We start from the raw sequence: 22124 nt of genomic DNA, 5'->3' as shown, positions 1-22124 counted from the left end.
ATCCTCTTTTTCGGCTCTGCGGTTTGTTTCACCCCGCTGTTTTGGTAGTCGAGTTGACGCCACGACCCGGCAGCGGAGCCCGAAACGAGACCGCCCGTCCCGGAAGCCGGGACGAGGGTCGCGCGGAGCGCCCTCGGAGGAGCGAGGGGGACGAACGAGGGGGGAGGAACCGGGGTGAAGGAACGGGGAAGCCGCTACGGGATGACCACGACCGGGCGCTGCGCGCGCCGCGCCAGCCGGCCCGCCACCGAGCCGAAGATCCGGCCGACGATGCCCTGGGTGGAGCCGACCACGATCGCGTCGGCCGAGTACTCCCGGCCGACCTCCTCCAGCTCGTGGCAGATGTCCCCGCCGCGCTCGACGAGCACCCACGGGACCTCGGTGAGGTAGTCCGCGCAGGCGAGCTCCAGGCCGAGGACCTCGGTCCGGTGATCGGGCACATCGACGAAGACGGGCGGCTCGCAGCCTGCCCAGACCGTGGTCGGCAGCCGATTGGCGACATGGACGATGATCAGGCCGGAGCCCGATCTTCGGGCCATGCCGATGGCGTAGGCGAGGGCTCGTTCGCTGGAGGTCGAGCCGTCGAAGCCGACGACGACCCCGTGCCGGAACGCGGGATCGCAGGAGTGACGTGCTTCTTCGACCGCCTGGGGTCCCGACTCTGGGTCGGCTACCTGCTTGCGGTCCGCGGGTTCAGGGATTTCGTGACCGGCCATCGGTGTCTCGGCGAAGAGAGTCCTCGTGAGGAGAGCGACTTGGGGAGCTGCGTCAGAGCGGTGTAAGAGCTGCGTCAGAGCTGCGTCAGTGGGCGGTGTGGCGGTGTCCGGGAATCATCTTCCCAACCCCTTACCCCCAAGGGTACGGCGCCACTCCTCCACGGCCCAGACCCGCGCAAAGCGTGCGCGACGTTTCACGGAGCATGCCCGAGACCGCCCCGTATGGCAATGCCGGTTGCCCCGTACACCGACGTCACGGGAGCCGGACGGCCGCGACCTGCGGCCACCGCCGGCCCGCCGCCGGGCGCACGGGAGCCGCCGCCGGGTCGCCGCCGGATCACCCGCCGGGTCCCCGTCGGTCCGTCGTCGCGGTGTCCGACCGCTCGGTACCGACCTTCGCGCCCCCCGGCGGACCGGAATGGCGGTCCGGAACCCGGACCGGCGGACCCCCGCCCGTCCGGAACGCGCCGCGCGGCCGGCCGCCGATACGGCCTCCGGCCGGCATCCGGACATCCCGCCGACACCGTCCGCCCCTCTCCGGACCGGCCGTGGGGGCGCATGGAGGCGGCCACCCCTGCGGGGCGTACGCCGGTTGAACGGATGATTTCCGCACACGCGACCGTATGTTTTCAGCCAACTTCACTCCCCAGCCAATCCCTTGCCGAAATGGCCGATCAACCCCCTTGCCAGCAGGCAGAAGGAGACCGCGCGGTACGCTTCCACCCAATGGGGACGGGCCATGAACGTCAGGCGCACTTCCCTGCACGACTCACGAGTGAAACGCTTCGTGATCGAATGCTTCCCGCCAGGTTGCCTTGTCGACATAAAGCCGGTTGGTGAACTTGTCACGACGGCACCACGGGACGCAGTAGATTCGATCTTGGGTGTCGAAGGCTGGGGACTCGTGCACGACCGAGGGGACAAGTGCAGGTGCGACAGGCCCGTAAGGACCAGGAAGACGCGAACACCGAGGGGGGCTTAGCGTCATGAGCCAGGACTCCGCCACCGCAACGGAGGCTGTACGGAAGCTGAGCGGGCGCCGGCGCCGGGAGGTCGTGGCCGTACTGCTGTTCAGCGGCGGCCCCATCTTCGAGAGCTCCATCCCGCTCTCCGTGTTCGGTATCGACCGCCAGGACGCGGGAGTTCCGCGCTACCGGCTTCTCGTGTGCAGCGGCGAAGAGGGACCGCTGCGCACCACAGGGGGACTCGAACTCACCGCGCCCTACGGGCTGGAGGCGATCAGCAGGGCCGGCACCGTCGTGGTGCCCGCCTGGCGCTCGATCACCTCGCCACCACCCGTGGAGGCACTGGACGCGCTGCGCCGCGCCCACGAGGAAGGGGCCAGAATCGTCGGCCTGTGCACGGGGGCCTTCGTCCTCGCCGCAGCCGGCCTGCTCGACGGCCGTCCGGCGACCACGCACTGGATGTACGCACCGACGCTGGCCAAGCGCTACCCGTCGGTCCACGTGGATCCGCGTGAGCTGTTCGTCGACGACGGCGACGTGCTCACGTCGGCGGGCACAGCGGCAGGCATCGACCTCTGTCTGCACATAGTGCGCTCGGACCACGGCACGGAGGCCGCCGGGGCGCTCGCCCGCCGGCTCGTCGTGCCACCGCGACGCAGTGGCGGCCAGGAGCGCTACCTGGACAGGTCTTTACCGGAGGAGATCGGCTCCGACCCGCTCGCCGAGGTCGTGGCCTGGGCACTGGAGCATCTGCACGAGCAGTTCGACGTGGAGACGCTCGCGGCGCGCGCCTACATGAGCCGGCGGACCTTCGACCGGAGGTTCCGCTCGCTCACCGGCAGCGCACCGCTCCAGTGGCTGATCACCCAGCGGGTGCTGCAGGCGCAGCGGCTGCTGGAGACGTCCGACTACTCGGTCGACGAGGTCGCGGGCCGCTGCGGCTTCCGCTCGCCGGTCGCGCTGCGCGGGCACTTCCGGCGTCAGCTGGGCTCCTCCCCCGCCGCGTACCGGGCCGCCTACCGGGCCCGCCGTCCGCAGGGCGGGGGTCCCGAGCCGGCCGGCCAGGTCACCGAGCAGGTGGTGCCCGCGCAGGCCGGTCCCGGCAGCCGTCGTGCCGTGCCGGCTCCCGCTCCCGGGGGCCAGCCGGCCGCTGCCTCGGCAGCGCTGGATCCGGGCCGCTCCGAACAGGGGAGGCCGGGCTCCGACGCGTACGCGGCAGGGCGCCCGGCCCTGCCGGGGCAGCGGAGTGCCCCGTAGGGTGGGGCGCATGAACGACCGCATGGTGTGGATCGACTGCGAGATGACCGGGCTCTCGTTGACGGAAGACGCACTCATCGAGGTGGCCGCACTGGTCACCGACTCGGAGTTGAACGTGCTCGGCGACGGGGTGGACATCGTGATCCGCCCTCCGGACGCGGCCCTGGAGACCATGCCCGAGGTGGTGCGGCAGATGCACACCGCCTCGGGCCTGCTCGACGAGCTGGCCGGGGGTACCACCCTGGCCGACGCCGAGGAGCGGGTCCTTTCCTACGTGCGCGAGCACGTGAAGGAGCCCGGCAAGGCCCCGCTCTGCGGAAACACGGTCGGCACCGACCGGGGCTTCCTGCTGCGGGACATGCCGTCGCTGGAGGGTTACCTCCACTACCGCATCGTCGATGTCTCGTCGGTCAAGGAACTGGCCCGCCGCTGGTTCCCGAGGGCGTATTTCAACAGCCCCGAGAAGAACGGCAACCACCGGGCGCTCGCGGACATCCGCGACTCCATCACGGAGCTGCGCTACTACCGCGAGGCGGTCTTCGTACCGCAGCCGGGACCGGACTCCGAGCGCGCGAAGTCGATCGCGGCGCGGGTGTCGTCGCCCTCGGTCTAGGTTCGGTGGAAAGCCGCTGGTCACGGCCCTTCCGAGGGCTGTGACCGACGGCAGAACAATGAGGGCGCGAGCACCCTCCAAGACCCTGTACACTTCTTCTCGGCCGGTCGGAAAGACGACCGGACGTGGTGGGTATAGCTCAGACGGTAGAGCACCTGGTTGTGGTCCAGGATGTCGCGGGTTCGAGTCCCGTTACTCACCCTGAATGACGAAGGGCCGATTCGTTCTCACGGATCGGCCCTTTCTCATGCCCCCCTGCCGCGCCCGCGCCTCTGCGGGACTCCTAGGGTGGCGTCGCGTCGACGGGCGCCCGTGCCTGCCCGGCCGTGTCCGCCGCGCGACTCCCCGACGCCCGCCGCGCAACGCCGGAGCCGGGTACCGAGCAGTCGACGAGAGGAACGTTCATGCGCGCCCGGAGTATCGGTGCGGCCGCCGCAGCAGCATTGGCGCTGGTGGCTGCCCGCGACCTCGTCCAGAAGAAGCACGCTCTGCTCAGGAACTTCCCGGTGATCGGACACGCCCGGTACCTGCTGGAGACGATCGGGCCGGAGCTGCGGCAGTACGTCGTGACGTCCAACGAGGAGGAGCGCCCCTTCAGCCGTGACCAGCGCACCTGGATCTACGCGTCCGCGAAGGAGGAGAACAACTACTTCGGGTTCGGTACGGACATGGACGTCGAGCACGTGCAGGGGCACGCGTACGTGAAGCAGCGCACGTTCGCCCGCGCGCTGCCCGATCTGCACGACCCGCAGGCCCCGCTGCCCTCGGCCAAGGTGCTGGGCGGCCCCCGCGGGCGCGCCAAGGCGTTCCGGCCCGCGAGCGTCGTGAACATCTCGGCGATGAGCTTCGGATCGCTGTCCGGCGCGGCCGTCACGGCGCTCAACAAGGGCGCACAGCTCGCCGGCGCGATGCAGAACACGGGCGAGGGCGGCCTCTCGCCGTACCACCGCAACGGCGGTGACCTCATCCTGCAGATAGGGACCTCGTACTTCGGCTGCCGTAACGAGGACGGCACCTTCAGCCTCGACAAGCTCAAGGACGTGGTCGCGGGCGCCCCGGTCAGGGCGATAGAGATCAAGCTCTCGCAGGGCGCGAAGCCGGGGCTCGGCGGGCTGCTGCCGGGCGCGAAGGTGACGCCCGAGATCGCCGGGATCCGCGGCATACCGGCGGGCAAGGACTGCGCCTCGCCCTCGCGGCACACCGCGTTCCACGACGTCGACTCGATGCTCGACTTCGTGGAGCTGCTCGCCGACGCTACCGGTCTGCCGGTCGGGATCAAGAGCGCCGTGGGCGAGATGAGCTTCTGGGAGGAGCTGGCCACCCTGATGGCACGGGGTGACCGCGGGGTCGACTTCGTGACCGTCGACGGAGGCGAGGGCGGCACGGGGGCCGCTCCCCTCATCTTCACCGACTCGGTGTCGCTGCCGTTCCGTATGGGCTTCTCCCGCGTCTTCGCCACGTTCGCCGAGCGGGGCCTGACGGACGACATCACCTTCATCGGTTCCGGCAAGCTCGGCCTGCCGGAGAACGCCGTCGTCGCGTTCGCCCTGGGCGCCGACATGATCAACGTCGCCCGCGAGGCGATGCTGTCCATCGGCTGCATCCAGGCGCAGAAGTGCCACACCGACAAGTGCCCCACCGGCATCGCCACCCAGGACCCGTGGCTGGTGCGCGGCGTGGACGCACCGTCGAAGGCCCGTCGGGCCGCGGTCTATCTGCGCACTCTCCGCAAGGAGCTGCTGAAGGTCTCCAGCGCCGTCGGCGTCGCCCACCCGGGGCTCATCACCACCGGCGACATCGAGATCATGAACGGCGACTACGAGGCCCGCAGCCTGGCGAGCGTCTACGGCTACAAGGACGGCTGGGGCGAGCTCGGCCCGGAACTCGCCCAGGAGATCACCACGTTGCTCGCCCCCGGCCCGACGCCTGCCGGGGAGCCCGCAGCCGACGTGTGAGGCGGCGCCCCGTGCCCGTACCCGATCTGCGGGACCGGGGGCGCCTCACGACGAGTCCCGGACCACCAGTTCCGTCGGGAGCACGATCTGCGGCCGCTCGTCGCTCTCGCCCGCGATCAGGTCGAGGAGCACCCGGGTCATCGTGCGGCCCATCTCCTCGATCGGCTGGCGCACGCTCGTCAGGGCCGGGTCCATGTGGCGGGCCACGGCCGAGTCGTCGAAGCCGATGAGGGCCACGTCGTCCGGGATGCGCCGGCCGGCCTCACGGAGCACCTGGCGGGCGCCCGCGGCCATCAGGTCGGACGCGGCGAAGACCGCGTCCACGTCCGGGCGGCGGGCGAGCAGCTCGCGCATGGCCCGGACGCCGCCCTCCTCGGAGAAGTCGGCCGGGGCGATCAGCTGTTCGTCGGGCTCCAGGCCCGCGTCGGCCACGGCCTTGCGGTAGCCGTCCAGGCGTCGCTGGGAGGCGTACACGTCGAGGCGTCCGGTGATCGTGGCGATGGCGCGGCGGCCCCGTGAGGCGAGGTGCTCGACGGCGCCCCGGGCGCCCTCGAAGTTGTCGGAGTCCACCGAGGGCAGCGGCTCGGCGGCCGACCTGCGGCCGTTCATCACGGCCGGCATGCCCAGCTGCTCCAGCAGGTCGGGCAGCGGGTCGTCGGCGTGCACGGAGACCAGGAGCACGCCGTCCACGCGGTGCGCGGTCAGGTACTGGGCCAGCCTGCGGCGTTCGCGGTCGCTGCCGACGAGGGTGAGCAGCAGCTGCATCTCGGTGTCGGCCAGGGCGGCGCCGACCCCTCGGACGATGTCGGAGAAGTAGGGCTCCGCGAAGAAGCGGCTCTCCGACTCCGGCACCACCAGGGCGATGGCGTCCGTGCGGTTGCCGGCCAGGGCGCGGGCGGCGCGGTTGGGCACGTAGCCCAGCTCGGCGACGGCCGCCTCCACCGCCTCCCGGGTGTGCGCGCTGACCCGCGGTGAGCCGTTGATGACGCGTGAGGCCGTGCCCCGGCCCACTCCCGCCCGTGCCGCGACTTCCTCCAGCGTGGGCCGCCCCCCGCTACGTACTCGCGCTGCCGTCATGGCTGCCTCCCGTTCGCGGTCAATTTCTCACAGTCGGATAACCAAACCAAGTCCTGGTGTTGGCTCTCTTGACACTCGACGGGACCGGTCGGCCGCTCCCCCGCCCCCATTCATGGGAGCGCTCCCACTCTACGCGCGTGGTCAAGCGGCTCAGACGGGCCGGGGTGGGGACGGGCGCAGCCCGCCCCCGGACACGGCGGAGACCCGGCGCGGGGCCGGGTCTCCGGGGTGGCTCATGATCGGGCAGGAGCGGTCAGCCTCCGCTCATTCAGCGGCGGTTGACCTGATCGACGTCAGGAGGGGCCGGTCGGCGGCAGGGCGTGCCGGCGGATCACGTCGGCGTACCAGTGGGCGCTGGACTTGGGGATGCGGCGCTGGGAGGCGTAGTCGACGTACACGGCGCCGAAGCGCTTCGAATAGCCGTACGCCCACTCGAAGTTGTCCATCAGCGACCAGAGGAAGTAGCCGCGGACGTCCGCTCCGTCGGCCACCGCCCGCTGGACCGCGTCGAGGTGGCCGTGCAGGTAAGCGATCCGCTCGGGGTCCTCCACCCGGCCCTCGGGCGAGACGTAGTCGTCGAAGGCGGCGCCGTTCTCGGTGACCATCAGGGGCAGCCCCGGGTGGTCGCGGGTGACGTCCATGAGGAGGCTGTAGAGCCCGTTGGGGTCGATCGACCAGTTCATCGCGGTGCGCTCCTTCCCCTCGGCCAGGTGGAAGGCGACGTGCTCGGAGCCGGGCCACGGGGAGTGGTCGCTGGCGCCGTGGCCGTCGTTGCGGGTGTCGCCGGCGCCCTCGGCGGGCGTGGAGACGAGCGTCGGCGTGTAGTAGTTGACGCCGAGCACGTCGACCGGGCGGGAGATGGCGGCCAGGTCGCCGTCCTGGACCAGCGTCGACCAGTCGACCAGGTGCCGGGTGTCCGCGATCAGGTCCTCGGGGTACTCGCCGCGCAGCATCGGACCGGTGAAGATCCGGTTGCCCACCGCGTCGATCCGGCGGGCGGCGTCGGCGTCCGCCGCGCTCGCGGTGAGCGGGCGGACCTGGTGGAGGTTGAGGGTGACCGAGGTCTGCACGGCAGCGGGGAGTTGGCCGCGCAGGACCTCGATCGCCCGGCCATGGGCGAGGTTGAGGTGATGGGCCGCCCGCAGGGCGGAGGCGGGCTCGGTGCGGCCGGGAGCGTGCACTCCGGAGCCGTAGCCGAGGAAGGCCGAGCACCAGGGCTCGTTGAAGGTGGTCCACGTCCCCACGCGGTCGCCGAGGGCGCCCGCCATGATCGCGGCGTAGTCCGCGAAGCGGTCGGCGGTCACCCGCTGCGGCCAGCCGCCGGCGTCCTCCAGCTCCTGGGGCAGGTCCCAGTGGTAGAGGGTGGCGACCGGGGTGATGCCCGCTTCGAGCAGCTCGTCGACGAGCTTGCGGTAGAAGTCCAGGCCGCGTTCGACGGCGGGGCCGCGCCCGGTGGGCTGCACCCGGGACCAGGAGACGGAGAAGCGGTACGCCTTCAGCCCCAGCCGCTTCATCAGTGCCACGTCGTCGCGGTACAGGTGGTAGTGGTCGGCGGCGATGTCTCCGGTGTCGCCGTTGCGGACCTTGCCCGGCGTACGGCTGAAGGTGTCCCAGATGGAGGGGGTGCGGCCGTCCTCGGCCGCGGCACCCTCGACCTGGTAGGCGGCGGTGGCCGCCCCCCAGACGAAGCCTGTCGGAAAACTCGTCGCCTCGGGCGCCTGCTTAGGGGCGATGTCGGGTCGTACAGCAGTCATGCGGGAGCGCTCCCAGGAGTGGACGGACAGGGGCGGGAAGGGGTGGTGCTCCGGAATCCGTACGGCCCTCGGTCGGGTGCGGGCCGTACGGGTCTTCCGGTGGCGGTCATCGGCGGGGCGTGATCGGCGGAGCGTGATCGCGCGACGTGGTGGGCGGGTCGTGGCCGGCGGGGCGTGTCAGCCCTTGACGGCGCCGGACATGATGCCGCCGACGATCCGCTTCCCGAAGATCACGAACACGACGAGCAGCGGCAGCGTGCTGATCAGCGCGCCCGCCATCACGATGCTCTGGTCGGGGGTGTAGGAGGCGCTCAGCTGGCCGAGGGCCACCTGGAGCGTGGGGTTCTGCTGGTTCAGCGCGAGGTAGGGCCAGAAGAAGTCGTTCCACGCCTGGACGAAGGTGAGCATGCCGAGCACCATCATCGCGGGGCGGGCCACCGGGAGCACGATGCTCAGGACGATGCGGAAGTTGTTCGCGCCGTCGATCTTCGCGGCCTCGATGAGCTCGTACGGCAGTGCCTCGCTCAGGTACTGCCGCATGAAGAACACGCCGAACGCGCTGACCAGGGTCGGGAAGATCACCGACTCCAGCTTTCCGCCCCAGCCGAGGTCGGACATCATCATGAACAGCGGGACGACGCTGAGCTGCGGCGGGATCGTCAGGGTCAGGATGACCCCGGTCATCAGGCCGCCCCTGCCCCGGAACCGCATCTTGGCGAAGGCGTAGCCGGCCAGGGTGCAGAAGAAGAGCGTCGCCGCCGTGATGCAGGACGAGACGACGAAGCTGTTGACGATCGCCTTGCCCAGGTGGGCCTGGTTCCAGGCGGCGTCGAGGTTGTGCATCAGCCGTCCGCCCGGCAGGAACGGCGGGGTGCTGGCGAGCACTTCGTCCTGGGTGTGGGAGGCGGCCACCAGGGTCCAGTAGAGCGGCAGCAGCGAGCCGATACCGACGACTGCCAGCGCGATGTACGCGAACGGGCCGCCCTGCAGCTGCTTGCCGGCACCGGGTTTGAAGCGGCTCGGGCCCTTCGGGGCGCGGTGGGCGGTACGTGCCGGGAGGCCGAGCTCCGGAGCTTGGGTGGGGCTGGTCATGGTCATGGAATTCGCTCCCGGTCAGACCGCGGATTTGCGTACGAAGCGGCCGATGAGCCAGTTGACCGCGGCAATGATCAGCAGGAGGGCGAGCATCGCCCAGGCCACTGCGGCGGCCGGACCGAGATGCCCGAGGTGCCAGCCGTAGTTGTAGAGGTAGACGCTGAGGGTCTCGTACTGATTCTCGGTTCCGCCGGTCGCGCCGATCGCGCCACCCTCCAGCAGCAGCGGTTCACCGAACAACTGCATGGCACCGATGGTCGAGATGACGATGGTGAACAGGATCGTGGGCCGCAGCGAGGGGATGGTCACCTTGCGGAACTGCTGCCAGCGCGAGGCGCCGTCGAGCGAGGCGGCCTCGTACAGATCCGACGGCACGGCCTGCATGGCCGCCAGGTAGATCAGGGTGTTGTAGCCGGTCCAGCGCCAGATCACGATGACCGAGATGGCGATCTTCGACGTCCACTCGCCGTTGGCCCAGTTCGTGTGCCCGAGGCCGACGAAGTGCAGCACCCAGTTCAGCAGACCGCCGTCGGCCCGGAAGACCAGGGCGAAGACGAGGGCGGCGGAGGCCACCGAGGTGGCGTACGGGGTGAGGATGACCGTCCGCCAGAAGGTGCTGGCGCGCAGCTTGTAGTTCAGCAGGTGGGCCAGGCCCAGTGCGACGAGCAGCTGCGGAACCGTCGATATGACACCGATCACGAACGTGTTGGTGACGGCGGTCCAGAACTCCGCGTCGTGCAGGATCCGGTCGAAGTTGTCCCAGCCGACCCACTCCATCTGGTCCAGGCCGGTCATCTCCACCCGGTGCAGGGCGATCCAGCCGGTGTAGATCAGCGGATAGAGCCCGAAGGCGCCGAAGACGAGGAAGAACGGGGCTATGTAGGCGTACGGCGACGCCTTGTCGTCGAACCGCCAGAGCCGGCTCCGCCACATCTGCCGGCGGGCGTTCACCGGCGTCTGCTGGGAGCCGCGCGGTGGCGGCACGTATGCGTCCCGGGTGGGAGTCGAGGTGGCCACGAGCGGGATTCCTTCCCTGGATTGCTTGGTTACCCGGGTACGGGCGGCGGCGTCCGGCGGTGGGCTTCCGCGGGGCGGCCGGATACCTACCCGGCCGCCCCGCGGAAGCCCGCCGGGAGACGGCCGCCCCGGCGCGGGATGGGGACACGCAGGCGCGGGCGGCCCTGGGGCCGCCCGCCGCCGCGACCGTCAGCCGATCACCTTGTCGACCTTGTCGACCGCTGCGTCCCAGGCCTTGTCAGGGCTGGTGCCGCGCTGCTCCATGTTGTTGATCTGGGTGGAGATGGCGTCCTTGATGTCGGCGTCCTTCGGGCCGAGAACGGTCTCGGGGATGGACTTGGCCTCGTCCGCGTAGATCTCACCGATCGGCGCGTCGTTGAAGTACGGGAGCTTGCCGGTCTTCACGTCGGCCAGGTCGTAGGCGCCCTTGTTGGACGGGAAGAGTCCGGTCGCCTTGAAGACGGCGGCCTGCTGCTCGGGGGCGGTCAGCCACTTGACGAGCTCACCGGCCTCCTTGACGTGCTTGCCGGCCGTCGGAACACCGAGGAAGGAGCCGCCCCAGTTGGACGCGGTCTCACCCGGGGCGGTGGTGATGTCCCACTTGCCCTTGTTGCCTTCACCGGCGGCGTCCGAGATCTGGGCGGCCATCCAGGCAGGGCAGACCACGGTGGCCATGGTGCTCTTGCGCAGCGCGGCCTTCCACGGGTCGCCGAACTGGGCGAGGCCCTGGGTCAGCTTCTTGTCCGCGGCCTCGGCGGCGAGGTTCCAACCCTGCTTGACGCTGGGGCTGTCCTTGTAGATCGCCTTGCCCGACTCGTCGTAGTACTGCTTGGCGTTCGAGCTGACCACGGCGTTGAACATGGCGCTCGCGGAGTCCATGAAGTACGTGCCCGCAGGCGCATTCTTCTGGTACTCCTCACCGAGCTTGAGGTAGTCCTCCCAGCCCCCGGCGAACTTGGCCGCGACGGCCTTGCGGTCGGTCGGCAGGCCGGCCTTCTTGAACAGCTCGGAGTTGTAGCAGAGCGACATCGGGCCGATGTCGGTGCCCGCGCCGATCACCTTGCCGTCCTTGGTGGTGGCCTGCTTCTCCTTCCAGGACACCCAGTCGTTGACGTCGATCGACTTGCTGAGGTCGGCGAACTGGTCCGCCTTGGTGTCGACGATCTCCTTGATCCGGCCGACCTCGATGCCCTGGACGTCGGCCAGTCCGCTGCCCGCGCTCAGCTGCTGGAGCAGCTTCGGGTAGTAGTTCTTCTCCTCGGCGGTGGTGTCTTCCTTCACCGTGATGTTCGGGTGCAGCTCGTGGTACTTCGCGAAGAGGCCGGCTTCCTTGTAGCCGAACTGCCCGAAGTCGGCGACGGTCAGCGTGATCTTCCCGTTCGCATCGGAGCTCTCGTCCGATGAGTCCGAGTCGCTGCTGCAGCCGGTCAGCAACAGGGCCGAGGCTGTCAGGCCCGTGGTGACCAGAACCGCGGCTCTGCGGCTTCGGCCGGCGACGGTGCGGGTGATACGCATTCCACTACTCCTTGTTCCAGGGTGGGACTGGCGTTCTGACTGCGTGGCATTCGCGCTGGTGGGTGCGGGTGCCAGGTGGTTCAGGGGGGAGGACACGGGCAGTGCCGTTCGCACGAGAAATCCTCCTGCGATGTGGGAGCGCTCCCATGCGTCGATGTCGGAAGGTTCCTGCCTGGGAGGGGTGGGTGTCAAGAGTTGAAGACGCTTCCGTTGCGCGAGCGTGTCCTGCAAGTCACGAGACCGTGTCCCGCCAGGGGCTTGCCAAAGGGAACGGGCGAGGAGTCGGAAGGCCGTCAAATCCGAATCGCCCCAGGTAGGGGGTGTGTTGGGGCTGGATCGGTGCGTGCTCGGCAGGCGACCGGCCCCGTCGGGCCGGATTTCCGGGGCCGTCCGGAAACCGCCGCCGCCACCCCCGGCCGGGCCACGGGAGCCCGACGGAAGGTGAACGGGACACCGCGTCACGGGGGTGACCTGGGGGGTCCTCGCGTTCTTTCCCCGAATCCGACGGGCGGCGCGCCGGGGTGCGCGGCCGATGGGTGTCCGATGGGCGGCCGACGAGCAGTCGACGGACGGCCGATGAGCGGCCGACATACGGACAACTCGGTGAAAATGCCTCACACCTCACACCCTGTTAAATTCACCACTATGTACCTATTGATCCTTTATATTCGCTCGGGTGGGTGAGGCCGAATGGGAGTCGTCCGGGACCATCCCGAGCTCGCGCTCTTCCTCTGCCTGTCCCTCGGCTACCTGGTCGGCAAGATTCGCGTCGGCCCGATCACCCTCGGCGGCATCTGCGGGACACTGATCGTCGCGCTGCTGATCGGCACCCGGCACGTCAGCGTCAACGACGACGTCAAGACGGTCTTCTTCGCGCTCTTCATCTTCTCGCTGGGCTACCTGGCCGGGCCGCAGTTCTTCGCCAACCTCAACCGCAAGAGCCTGCGCTTCTTCGCGCTCTGCCTGATCGAGCTGGTCTGCGTCCTCGGGATCGCCTTCGGCATCGCCAAGGCCTTCGACCTCGACGTGGGCACCGCGTCGGGCATCCTGGCCGGTGCGGCGACCGAGTCCGCGGTCGTCGGTACGGCCACCGAGGCAATCGGCAAGCTCGATGACCTGACCCAGAGCCAGATCACCCAGTACCAGGGGCACGTCGCCACCGCCTACACCGTCTGCTACCTCTTCGGCCTGATCACCATCGTGCTGTTCACCAGCCAGATCATGCCGATGCTGCTCCGCATCAACCTCGCCGACGCCTCGCGCGAGCTGTGGGAGAAGATGCGCGGCGGGGCCGCCGGCCTGGAGGACGACGAGCGGGAGGCGCTGCCCCGGACGGTCGGCCGCACCTTCCTGGTGACCCTCGCGGACGGCCGCCGGATCGGTGAGCTGGAGGCGGGGCTCGGCAACGCCATCACCGTCGAGGGCGTCAAGCGCGGCAGCAAGGTGCTCGACCCGTCGCCCGACCTGGAACTGACCCTCAGCGACCTGGTCCAGGTCGTCGGACGGCGCTCCGCGATCATCACGGCCGGCCGGGAGATCGGCCCGGAGACACCGGCGGTGCCGGGGCTCGACACCCCCCTGGCCACCACCCAGGTCGCGGTGACCGAGAAGGCCACCGCAGGGTCGACCATCGCCCATCTGGAGCAGACCCACCCCGAGTTCCGCAAGGACGGGGTCTACATCACCGACGTGCTGCGCAACGACCAGCACCTGCCCGCATCGGCCGAGACCACGGTCCAGCGCGGCGACGTACTGACGCTGGTCGGCGCCCGCGCCGGGCTCAACCGGCTCGTCGCGAAGATCGGTGCCGTCGTCAAGAACGACACGACCGACTACATCTACCTGGGCTTCGGCATCGTGGCCGGCTCGCTGCTCGGCCAGATCGTCGTGCGGATCGGCGACATCCCGCTGTCGCTCGGCACCGGCGGCGGCTGTCTGGTCACCGGGCTGCTCTTCGGCTGGTTCCGCTCCCGCAAGCAGACCTTCGGGGCCTTCCCGCCGCAGGCCGCGAACACCCTGAAGGACCTGGGCCTGGCCGTCTTCATCGCCTGCACCGGGCTGACCGCCGGACCGCAGGCCTGGCCGCTGCTGAAGGAGTACGGCGCGCTGCTGCCGTTCGCCGGCATCGCCATGGTGCTGATCCCCGCGTCCATCTCACTGATCGTCGGGGTGAAACTCCTGCACATCGAGAAACCGCTGCTCATCGGGGCCATCGCGGGACAGCAGTGCTCGACCCCTGCGATCACCTCCATCACCCAGGTGGCGCAGAGCTCCGTACCGCTGCTCGGCTACACGATCACGTACGCGCTCTCCAACTTCCTGCTGCCACTGACCGGACCGATCCTCGTCGGGGTCCTGGGGGCCTAGGGGGCCTGAATGATCGATTTCCTGAACCGCAACATCTTCACTCCCCATCCCGAGCTGCTGGTCTTCCTGGTCGTCGCGTTCGGCTTCCTGATCGGGAAGATCCGTTACAAGGCCATCGCGCTCGGCGCGGTGACCGGCTGCCTGGTCGCCGGGCTGGTGCTGGGCGCGCAGTTCAAGGTCCAGATCGACGGGACCGTGAAGAACCTCTTCTTCATCATGTTCCTGTTCGCCCTCGGCTACCGGGTGGGACCGCAGTTCTTCCGCGGGCTGCGGAAGGACGGACTGCCGCAGGTCGTCAACGCGGTCGTCGTCTGCGTCACCGGCCTGCTGGTCTCCTGGCTGTTCGCCGTCATGCTCGGCTACGGACCCGGGCTCGGCGCCGGCCTGATGAGCGGCGCGCTCACGCAGTCCGCGGCCATCGGTGTCGCCCAGGACGCCATCGGCACCCTGCCGGGGCTCTCCTCCGCGCAGGTGAAGTCCGAACAGAACCTGGTGGCGGTCGGCTACGCGGTGACGTATCCGCTCGGCACCATCCTGTGCGCGATGCTGCTCGCCAACGTGCTGCCGAGGCTCTACCGCAAGAACCTCGCCCGGGAGAGCGCCGAGCTGGCCGCCGAACTGGACGCGCCGGACGACAACCCGGACGAGGGCGAGGGCTACTACGAGACGGTGCTGCGCGCCTACCGGGTCGAGCGCCCCGACCTCGTCGGCCGCAGCATCGACGACTTCGAGAGCCAGCAGCAGGCACTCGGCCGGCGCGTCTACATCACCCAGGTCCGGCGTGAGGGAACGGTCCTGCCTCAGGCCCAGACGCTGGTGCTGCGGGACGGCGACACCGTCGCGATCAGCGCGCTGCGGCACGACCTGGTGGACTTCGACGCCCGTACCCACGTGGGCGCCGAGGCCGACGACGTGGCGCTGCTCGGCTACCGCACGGAGACCATGCACGTGGTGGCCTCCGAGAAGGCCCAGCTGGGGCGGACGGTGGCGGAACTGCGCCGGGAGCCGTTCATGGCCGGTGTCTACATCGAGAAGATCTACCGGGCCGGCGCCGAGTTCCCCTTCCGGCTCTCCACCCCGGTCGAGCGCGGCGACACCCTGGTGCTGACCGGCCCCGAGCGGCTGGTCGGGCCGGCCGGGCGGGAGCTCGGCAAGCCCGTGCCGACGAGCTTCGCCACCGACATGATCTGGGTCGGCCTCGGCATCTTCCTCGGCGGCTGCATCGGCATCCCCGCGCTGACGGCCGGCGGCGTGCCGATCTCGCTCTCCACCTCCGGCGGCGGCCTCATCATGGGCCTGGTCTTCGGCTGGATCCGCGGCAAGTACCCGACGTACGGGAACGTGCCGCCGGGCGCCCAGTGGTTCATGGACACCCTCGGGCTGTGCATGTTCGTGGCGGTGGTCGGCATCAACGCCGGTCCCAGCTTCACCAGCGGGCTGTCCTCGGCGGGCTGGGGGCTGCTGCTCCTCGGCGCCGTCGCCACCGTCGTACCGCTGCTCGTCGGCTTCCTGGTGGGCCACTACATCCAGAAGATCAGATTCCCGATCCTGATGGGCGTGCTGGCCGGCGGCCAGACCACCACGGCGGCGATCGGCGCCATCAACGAGACCTCGAAGTCGCAGATCCCCACGCTCGGCTACACGATCCCGTACGCCGTCGGCAACGTGCTGCTGACCGTGTGGGGCGCCGTGATCGTGATCCTCAACCACTGAACGTGATCGTGATCCACCACCACCGAACCTGAACACGGGAGCGCAGACATGCCCAAGGCCACCCTCAGCCGTGCCGAGATCCGGTCGTTCGCCCAGCTCAGCCCGTTCGAGCTGAAGGACAAGTTCATCACCATCGCCCAGTCGGCACAGAGCGACAAGCCCGGCCAGAAGGGCAAGGCGATGCGGGCCATGCTCAACGCGGGCCGCGGCAACCCCAACTGGATCGCCACCGGTCCCCGGGAGGCGTACCACGCGCTCGGCTACTTCGCGCTCTCCGAGTCCCGGCGGGTCTGGACGGCGGACAACCTGGGCGGGATGCCCGAGGAGACCGGCTGCGCGGAGCGCTTCGCCACCTTCGTCCGCACGCATCCGGAACTGCCCGGGATCGAGCTGCTCAAGGCGAGCATCGATCTGGCGGTCAAGCGGTTCGGCTTCGTGCCGGACGCCTTCGTCCACGAGCTGGCGGACTCCTCGATCGGGGACAACTACCCGGTGCCGGGGCGCATCCTGACCCATGTCGAGCAGGTCGTGCGCGGGTACGTGGCCGACGAGATGTTCGACCACCGGCCGCCGGAGGGGCAGACGCTGAGCCTGTTCGCGACCGAGGGCGGCACGGCGGCGATGTGCTACATCTTCGACTCGCTGATGAAGAACGGAATCCTGCACAAGGGCGACCGGATCGCCCTGATGGTGCCGGTGTTCACGCCGTACCTGGAGATCCCCGAGCTCGACACGTACGGCTTCGACGTCGTCCGCGTCGAGGCGAACCTGTTCACCGAGACCGGCGTGCGGCAGTGGCGCTATCCGCCGGAGGAGATCGACAAGCTGGCCGATCCCTCGGTCAAGCTGGTCTGCTGCGTCAACCCGAGCAACCCGCCCTCGCTCGCGCTCGCACCGAAGGTGGCCGAGCAGATCGTGGGAATCGTCGCGGACCGCAACCCGAACCTGATCGTGGTGACGGACGACGTCTACGGGACCTTCGTCGAGGGCTTCCGCTCGCTCGCCGCCGACCTGCCGCGCAACGCGCTGCTCGTGTACTCCTACTCCAAGCACTACGGCGCAACCGGCTGGCGGCTCGGCGTCATCGGGCTGCACGACGACAACGTCATCGACGACATGCTGCGGGCCCAGGACGCGGCGCAGAAGGCGCGGCTGAACAGCAGGTACGGGACGCTCTCGCTGGAGCCGGAGAAGATCCGGTTCATCGACCGGCTGGTCGCGGACTCCCGGCAGGTGGCGCTGAACCACACGGCGGGCCTGTCGCTGCCGCAGCAGGTGATGATGACGCTGTTCTCGCTGTTCGACATGCTGGACGAGGGCCAGGCGTACAAGGCCCGGATCCGCTCGATCGTGCAGCAGCGCCTCGAACTCCTCCTGGAGGGCGCGCACATGAAGATCTCCGAGGACCCCAAGCGGGCCTCGTACTACATCGAACTCGACCTGCTGGCCGAGGCGGAGCGCACCCTGGGCCTGGAGTTCGCCCACTATCTGGAGCAGAACTACGAGCCCGTCGACCCGCTGTTCCGGCTGGCCGAGCAGACCTCCGTGGTGCTGCTGAACGGCGGCGGGTTCGACGGCCCCGAGTGGTCGGTCCGGGTCTCGCTGGCCAATCTGGACGACCTGGACTACCTGAAGATCGGGCACCAGCTGCGGGCGATCTTCGACGAGTACGCGCAGGAGTGGCGGGAGTCGGGGGCGGGCGCGGCGTAGGGCCCGGGGCTCAGGTGGCGCGCAGGCGGGCCAGGGTGTCTTCCAGCTCCGCCTGCGCGGCCCGGCCCGCCGACTCCGCGTCGCCCGCCACGACCGCGGTGACCAGCGCCCGGTGCTGCGCGTGGCCGTGGTTCGGGTCGGCGCGGCGCAGTCCGAGCAGGTCCACCAGGTCGATCAGGGCCTGGCGCAGCGCGGGGGCGAACTCGCCGAAGAGATCGGTCAGTACGGGGTTGTGGGCGGCGGCCACGACCGTCCGGTGCAGGGCGATGTCCGCGTCCACGAAGCCGGCGTCGGGGCCGCTGCCCGCGGCCAGCCGGGCGGTGAGCGCGGCGTCCAGGGCGATCAGGTCCTCGTCGGTGCGGCGGCCGGCGGCGAGCCGGGCGGCCTGGACCTCGATGAGCATGCGGACCTCGTAGACGTCGGTGACAGCGGCCCGGCGCAGCCTGACCGGCCAGTCCTCGGCCGCGTGGTCGGCGATGACGAAGACGCCGGCGCCCTGCCGGGACTGGAGCAGCCCGAGGGCGGCGAGCGTGCGCACGGCCTCGCGGACGGTGGAGCGGCCCACGCCCAGCGTCCTGGCGAGGGTGGTCTCGCCGGGGATCTTCGTGCCGACCGGCCAGTGCCCCTCGGTGATCTGCGCGCGCAGATGGCTCGTGGCCTGTTCGACCAGGGGGCTGGGGCGGAGCGGGCCGAGCGAGGACACGGATTCACCTGTCAGGTTGTCTGAGGACTTGGTTTCTGGCTACTGTACCGGCCATGACGTACCGCGGTCTCCTTCTTCTCGGCTGCCGCGGCGGGGCCTGAAGCGATCGGCACCCCGCCGCGGGGTGCCGTGCTGTGCCGGTCGCGTCCGGCGATGCGAGAAGAGACCCCGTTCATGCCCGAGTCCCTGCCCGAGAACCCACCGGCCGCCACGTCCGCCGCCGCGTCCGGCACCCTGCCGCCGGCGCACGGCTTTCCCACGATCTGCACGCCGCGCGGACCGGTGCCCGAGTCCGCGCCCCGCTGGAACCGGCAGCGCGCCGGCTCGATGCCGTCGCACCGCTACCGGTCCGCCTTCGACCGGGTCGAGATCCCGCTGACCGGGCGCACCTGGCCGCAGGCCCGGACCGAGCGGGCCCCGCTCTGGGTCCCGGTCGACCTGCGGGACGGCAACCAGGCGCTGGCCGAGCCGATGGACACCCCGCGCAAGCGCCGGATGTTCGATCTGCTCGTCGCGATGGGCTTCAAGGAGATCGAGATCGGTTACCCGTCCGCGAGCCGTACCGACTTCGGCTTCGTACGGCACCTGGCCACGAGCGGGGCGGTGCCGGACGACGTGACGGTGGTCGTCTTCACCCCGGCCAGGGCCGATCTGATCGAGCGGACCTTCGAGTCCGTCGTGGGGATGGACCGGGTGGTCGTGCACCTCTACATCCCGACCGCCCCCGTCTGGCGTGACGTCGTCCTGGGACGCGACCGGGCCGGGGTGCACGGGGTGGTGCTGGACGCCGCGCGGCTGATGGACCGCCTCGCGCGGGCCAGGCCAGGCGCGGACATCCGGTTCGAGTTCTCGCCGGAGGTCTTCGTCCTCACCGAGCCGGACTACGTACTGGAGAACTGCAACAGCCTCACCGAGCTGTGGGACGCCTCACCGGACCGCCCGGTGATCCACAACCTGCCCGCCACGGTGGAGATCGCGACGCCGAACGTCTACGCGGACCAGATCGAGTACATGCACCGCCATCTGGACCGGCGCGACTCGGTGATCCTCTCCGTCCACCCGCACAACGACCGGGGTACGGGGGTGGCGTGCGCGGAGCTGGCGGTGCTGGCGGGGGCGCAGCGCGTGGAGGGGTGCCTGTTCGGCAACGGGGAGCGCACCGGCAACGTCGACCTGGTCAACCTGGCGCTGAACCTGCACGCCCAGGGCGTCGACCCGATGATCGACTTCTCGGACATCGACGAGATCCGCCGCACGGTCGAGCACTGCAACCGGCTGCCGGTGCCGCCGCGCCACCCGTACGGCGGCGACCTGGTGTACACCGCGTTCTCCGGCACCCACCAGGACGCGATCAGCAAGGGGTTCGCCCACCGCGCCGACAGCGGCTCCGAGGTGTGGTCGGTGCCGTACCTGCCGATCGACCCGGCGGACGTGGGGCGCAGCTACGAGGCGGTGATCCGGGTCAACAGCCAGTCCGGGAAGGGCGGCATCGCCCATCTGCTGCGCGGCGGCTACGGGGTCGACCTGCCGGCCCGGATGCGGGCGGACTTCTCCCGTACGGTGCAGGACGCGACGGACGACAGCGGCGCCGAGGCCACGCCGAAGGACCTGTGGGAGCTGTTCGAGGCGACGTACCTGGTCCCCGGACGGGACGGGGAGATCGCCCTGACGTCCTGGACCGCGGAGCGCGATCCGGCCGGTGGCCGCCGGTTCGTCTGCACGCTGCGGGTGGACGGGCGGGAGGGCGACTACGAGGGTACGGGCGCCGGCACGGTGTCCGCGTTCACGGACGCGCTGGCGGCCGCCGGGGTGGCGGTGACGGTCCTCGACTTCTCGGAGCACGGGGCTGACGCGGCCCGGTCCACGGTGACGTCGTACGCGGAGTGCCGGGTGGACGGCGAGGTCCGCTGGGGGGCGGGCCAGGACGCCTCCGCGCTCGCGTCGTCGGTGGCGGCGGTGCTGTCGGCGGTCAACCGGGCGCGGTAGCCGCACGGGGTGGGGGCGCACCCCGGCCGGGTGTGGGGGGCGTGGGGACCGGCCGGGATGCGCGGGGGGGGTGGTGGCTATTCGTAGGCGGCGAAGGCCTTCGTGAAGGCGAGCGGCTCCTGGGTGATCGAGCTGCACGAGGCGTCGGCGGTCGGCTTCGCGCCGCCGGCGCACTCCTTGTCGCGGGTGCCCGACCACATGGCGAGCCAGGCGAGGCCCTTCTCCTTGGCGAACGCGACCAGCTGGGTGGCGTCCTCGACCTTGAAGATCTCGGTGCTGACGTCGTTCACGCCGATCATCGGGGTGACCGCGACGGCCTTCCAGGCGTCCGCGTCGGAGAGCCCGAGCACGCCCTTGATCTGGGCCTGGGTGGCGGTGGCCGCCTGGATCGCATACCCGCCCATGTCGCCGCTGTACGAGGCGCCGTAGTCCATCGCCATGATGTTGACGGCCCCGACGTCGACGCCGTTCTTCTTCGCGTCGGCGACCAGGTCGACGCCGGGCTGGGTCAGCCCCTCGGGCATCACCGGCAGGGTGAAGGAGACGTCCAGGCCGGGGTGGTCCTTCTGGAGCTGGGCGATGGCCTGGGAGCGGCGGGAGTTGGCCGCGGTGTCGGGGAGCGCGCCGCCCTCGATGTCGAAGTCGACCTCGGTCAGCTTGTACGCGTCCACGACCTTGCCGTAGGCCGCGGCCAGGTCGGCCGCCGAGGTGCAGTTCAGGGCCAGCTCGGAGCCGGATGCGCCGCCGAAGGAGACCCGGACGTCGCCGCCCGCCGCGCGCAGGCCGTCGATCTGCGAGGCGACCTGGTCGTCGCCGAGGCCGGTGACGCCGCCCCAGAGCGGGGCGCAGCTGCCACCGGAGGTGATGAAGGCGAGGTTGTACTGCTTGACGCCGGTCTTGGCGGCGGTGCCGGTGAGGTCGAACGCGGGGTAGAGGGAGGTGTCGACGTACGGGGCGAAGCCCGCGCCGCTCGCCGTACCGCCGCTGCCGCCGCCCGTGCCGGTCTTCGTGGGGGTCGGTGTGGGAGTGCCGGCCGGCGGCTTCGTGGCGGTGGCGGACCCGGTGGGGGCGGGGGCCGCGGTGTCGGTGGGGCGGCCGCTGGGCTCCGGGGTGGCGCCGGTGTCGACGGAGCACTTGGCGTCGTCGATGAGGCAGCCGGTGGGGTCGGCCGCCTTGTCGTCCGAGGCGGTGACGAAGCCGACGGTGACGGACTTGCCGGGGGCCAGTTCCTTGTTCCAGCTCGTCGGGGTGACGGTGACGTGGTTGCCGCTGACGGTGTGTTCGCCGTTCCACAGCGAGCTGATCCTGGTGCCCGCCGGCAGGTCGAACTCCAGCGTCCAGCCGGACTTGGCGCTGTCGGTGTCGTTGGTGACGACGTACTGCGCGGTGTAGCCGCCCGTCCAGCCGCTGGTCCTGGTGTAGGCGGCGCCGACCGCCGATGCCTGCGCCGTGCCGGTGAGGGCGAAGACCGTCCCGCCGATCACGGCCGCGGCGACGACCGCGCCGATCGCCTTGGTCCTGGTGCTCGCCGTGCGCCGGTGCGTGCTGGTGCCCATCGCGTTCCTGCCTCGTCATACGGAAGTGGGGGGGTGCGAGAACAAGCTAGCGGCGCCGAATCCCGCATATGCCGCATTCGGGGCCCTCGTTGATGTTCTTAGGGTGGGCTTAAGGAGCCCATCGG

At 70.2% G+C, this 22124-nt stretch carries 15 protein-coding genes and 1 tRNA gene; 8 read left to right on the top strand and 8 right to left on the bottom strand.

Features of this window, described 5'->3' with window-relative positions:
- Nucleotides 1–194 precede the first annotated feature (194 nt).
- Nucleotides 195–716, bottom strand: a complete 522-nt coding sequence (locus tag EDD93_RS16575) for a universal stress protein (protein ID WP_073738330.1) — start codon at nt 714–716, stop codon at nt 195–197.
- Nucleotides 717–1702: 986 nt separating this feature from the next.
- Between EDD93_RS16575 and EDD93_RS16570 the strand changes: the two genes are divergently transcribed.
- The 4 genes from EDD93_RS16570 to EDD93_RS16555 all read left to right on the top strand — a co-directional run bounded on the left by EDD93_RS16570 (nt 1703) and on the right by EDD93_RS16555 (nt 5506).
- Nucleotides 1703–2938, top strand: coding sequence for a helix-turn-helix domain-containing protein (locus EDD93_RS16570; RefSeq protein ID WP_123525872.1), 1236 nt, complete (start codon nt 1703–1705; stop codon nt 2936–2938).
- A 10-nt stretch (nt 2939–2948) separates the two neighbouring features.
- A complete protein-coding gene (gene orn, locus EDD93_RS16565; protein WP_123527812.1) occupies nt 2949–3551 on the top strand; it encodes an oligoribonuclease in 603 nt (200 codons plus the stop codon).
- A gap of 128 nt (nt 3552–3679) precedes the next feature.
- Nucleotides 3680–3752 (top strand) — tRNA-His (locus EDD93_RS16560).
- 203 nt (nt 3753–3955) lie between these two features.
- Complete coding sequence (locus tag EDD93_RS16555; RefSeq protein ID WP_123525871.1) at nt 3956–5506, top strand: FMN-binding glutamate synthase family protein; 1551 nt, start codon at nt 3956–3958, stop codon at nt 5504–5506.
- A 45-nt stretch (nt 5507–5551) separates the two neighbouring features.
- Here EDD93_RS16555 and EDD93_RS16550 read toward each other — a convergent pair whose 3' ends face one another.
- The 5 genes from EDD93_RS16550 to EDD93_RS16530 form a co-directional block, all read right to left on the bottom strand.
- Complete coding sequence (locus tag EDD93_RS16550) at nt 5552–6583, bottom strand: LacI family DNA-binding transcriptional regulator (RefSeq protein ID WP_123525870.1); 1032 nt, start codon at nt 6581–6583, stop codon at nt 5552–5554.
- 293 nt (nt 6584–6876) lie between these two features.
- Entirely contained in the window at nt 6877–8337 is a 1461-nt protein-coding gene (locus EDD93_RS16545) for a GH1 family beta-glucosidase (RefSeq protein WP_123525869.1), read from the bottom strand.
- A gap of 177 nt (nt 8338–8514) precedes the next feature.
- Nucleotides 8515–9435 (bottom strand): carbohydrate ABC transporter permease, encoded by a 921-nt coding sequence (locus tag EDD93_RS16540; RefSeq protein ID WP_123525868.1) that lies wholly within the window; start codon nt 9433–9435, stop codon nt 8515–8517.
- A gap of 15 nt (nt 9436–9450) precedes the next feature.
- Complete coding sequence (locus tag EDD93_RS16535) at nt 9451–10449, bottom strand: carbohydrate ABC transporter permease (protein ID WP_123525867.1); 999 nt, start codon at nt 10447–10449, stop codon at nt 9451–9453.
- Nucleotides 10450–10638: 189 nt separating this feature from the next.
- Complete coding sequence (locus tag EDD93_RS16530; RefSeq protein WP_123525866.1) at nt 10639–11964, bottom strand: ABC transporter substrate-binding protein; 1326 nt, start codon at nt 11962–11964, stop codon at nt 10639–10641.
- A 690-nt stretch (nt 11965–12654) separates the two neighbouring features.
- On the opposite strand from EDD93_RS16530, the gene aspT (EDD93_RS16525) reads away from it, so the two are divergent.
- From aspT (EDD93_RS16525) to EDD93_RS16515, 3 genes are read left to right on the top strand one after another with little or no spacing between them, the layout of a single operon-like run.
- Nucleotides 12655–14331, top strand: a complete 1677-nt coding sequence (aspT, locus tag EDD93_RS16525) for an aspartate-alanine antiporter (protein ID WP_123525865.1) — start codon at nt 12655–12657, stop codon at nt 14329–14331.
- Nucleotides 14332–14340: 9 nt separating this feature from the next.
- Nucleotides 14341–16044 (top strand): aspartate-alanine antiporter, encoded by a 1704-nt coding sequence (gene aspT / locus EDD93_RS16520; protein ID WP_123525864.1) that lies wholly within the window; start codon nt 14341–14343, stop codon nt 16042–16044.
- Between the two features lie 48 nt (nt 16045–16092).
- Nucleotides 16093–17754: a bifunctional aspartate transaminase/aspartate 4-decarboxylase gene (locus EDD93_RS16515; RefSeq protein WP_123525863.1), complete on the top strand. Its 1662-nt coding sequence runs from the start codon at nt 16093–16095 to the stop codon at nt 17752–17754.
- 10 nt (nt 17755–17764) lie between these two features.
- Here the strand turns inward: EDD93_RS16515 and EDD93_RS16510 are convergent, their stop codons facing one another.
- Entirely contained in the window at nt 17765–18457 is a 693-nt protein-coding gene (locus tag EDD93_RS16510) for a FadR/GntR family transcriptional regulator (RefSeq protein ID WP_123525862.1), read from the bottom strand.
- Nucleotides 18458–18610: 153 nt separating this feature from the next.
- Here EDD93_RS16510 and EDD93_RS16505 point away from each other — a divergent pair, with 153 nt between their 5' ends.
- Nucleotides 18611–20443: a 2-isopropylmalate synthase gene (locus EDD93_RS16505; protein ID WP_398903871.1), complete on the top strand. Its 1833-nt coding sequence runs from the start codon at nt 18611–18613 to the stop codon at nt 20441–20443.
- A gap of 77 nt (nt 20444–20520) precedes the next feature.
- Here the strand turns inward: EDD93_RS16505 and EDD93_RS16500 are convergent, their stop codons facing one another.
- A complete protein-coding gene (locus EDD93_RS16500; RefSeq protein ID WP_123525861.1) occupies nt 20521–21999 on the bottom strand; it encodes a cellulose binding domain-containing protein in 1479 nt (492 codons plus the stop codon).
- Nucleotides 22000–22124 lie beyond the last annotated feature (125 nt).

Source organism: Streptomyces sp. 840.1 (genome assembly GCF_003751445.1).
In the GTDB taxonomy this organism is placed as follows: Bacteria; Actinomycetota; Actinomycetes; order Streptomycetales; family Streptomycetaceae; genus Streptomyces.
This window is presented reverse-complemented; position numbering and strand designations above follow the sequence as displayed.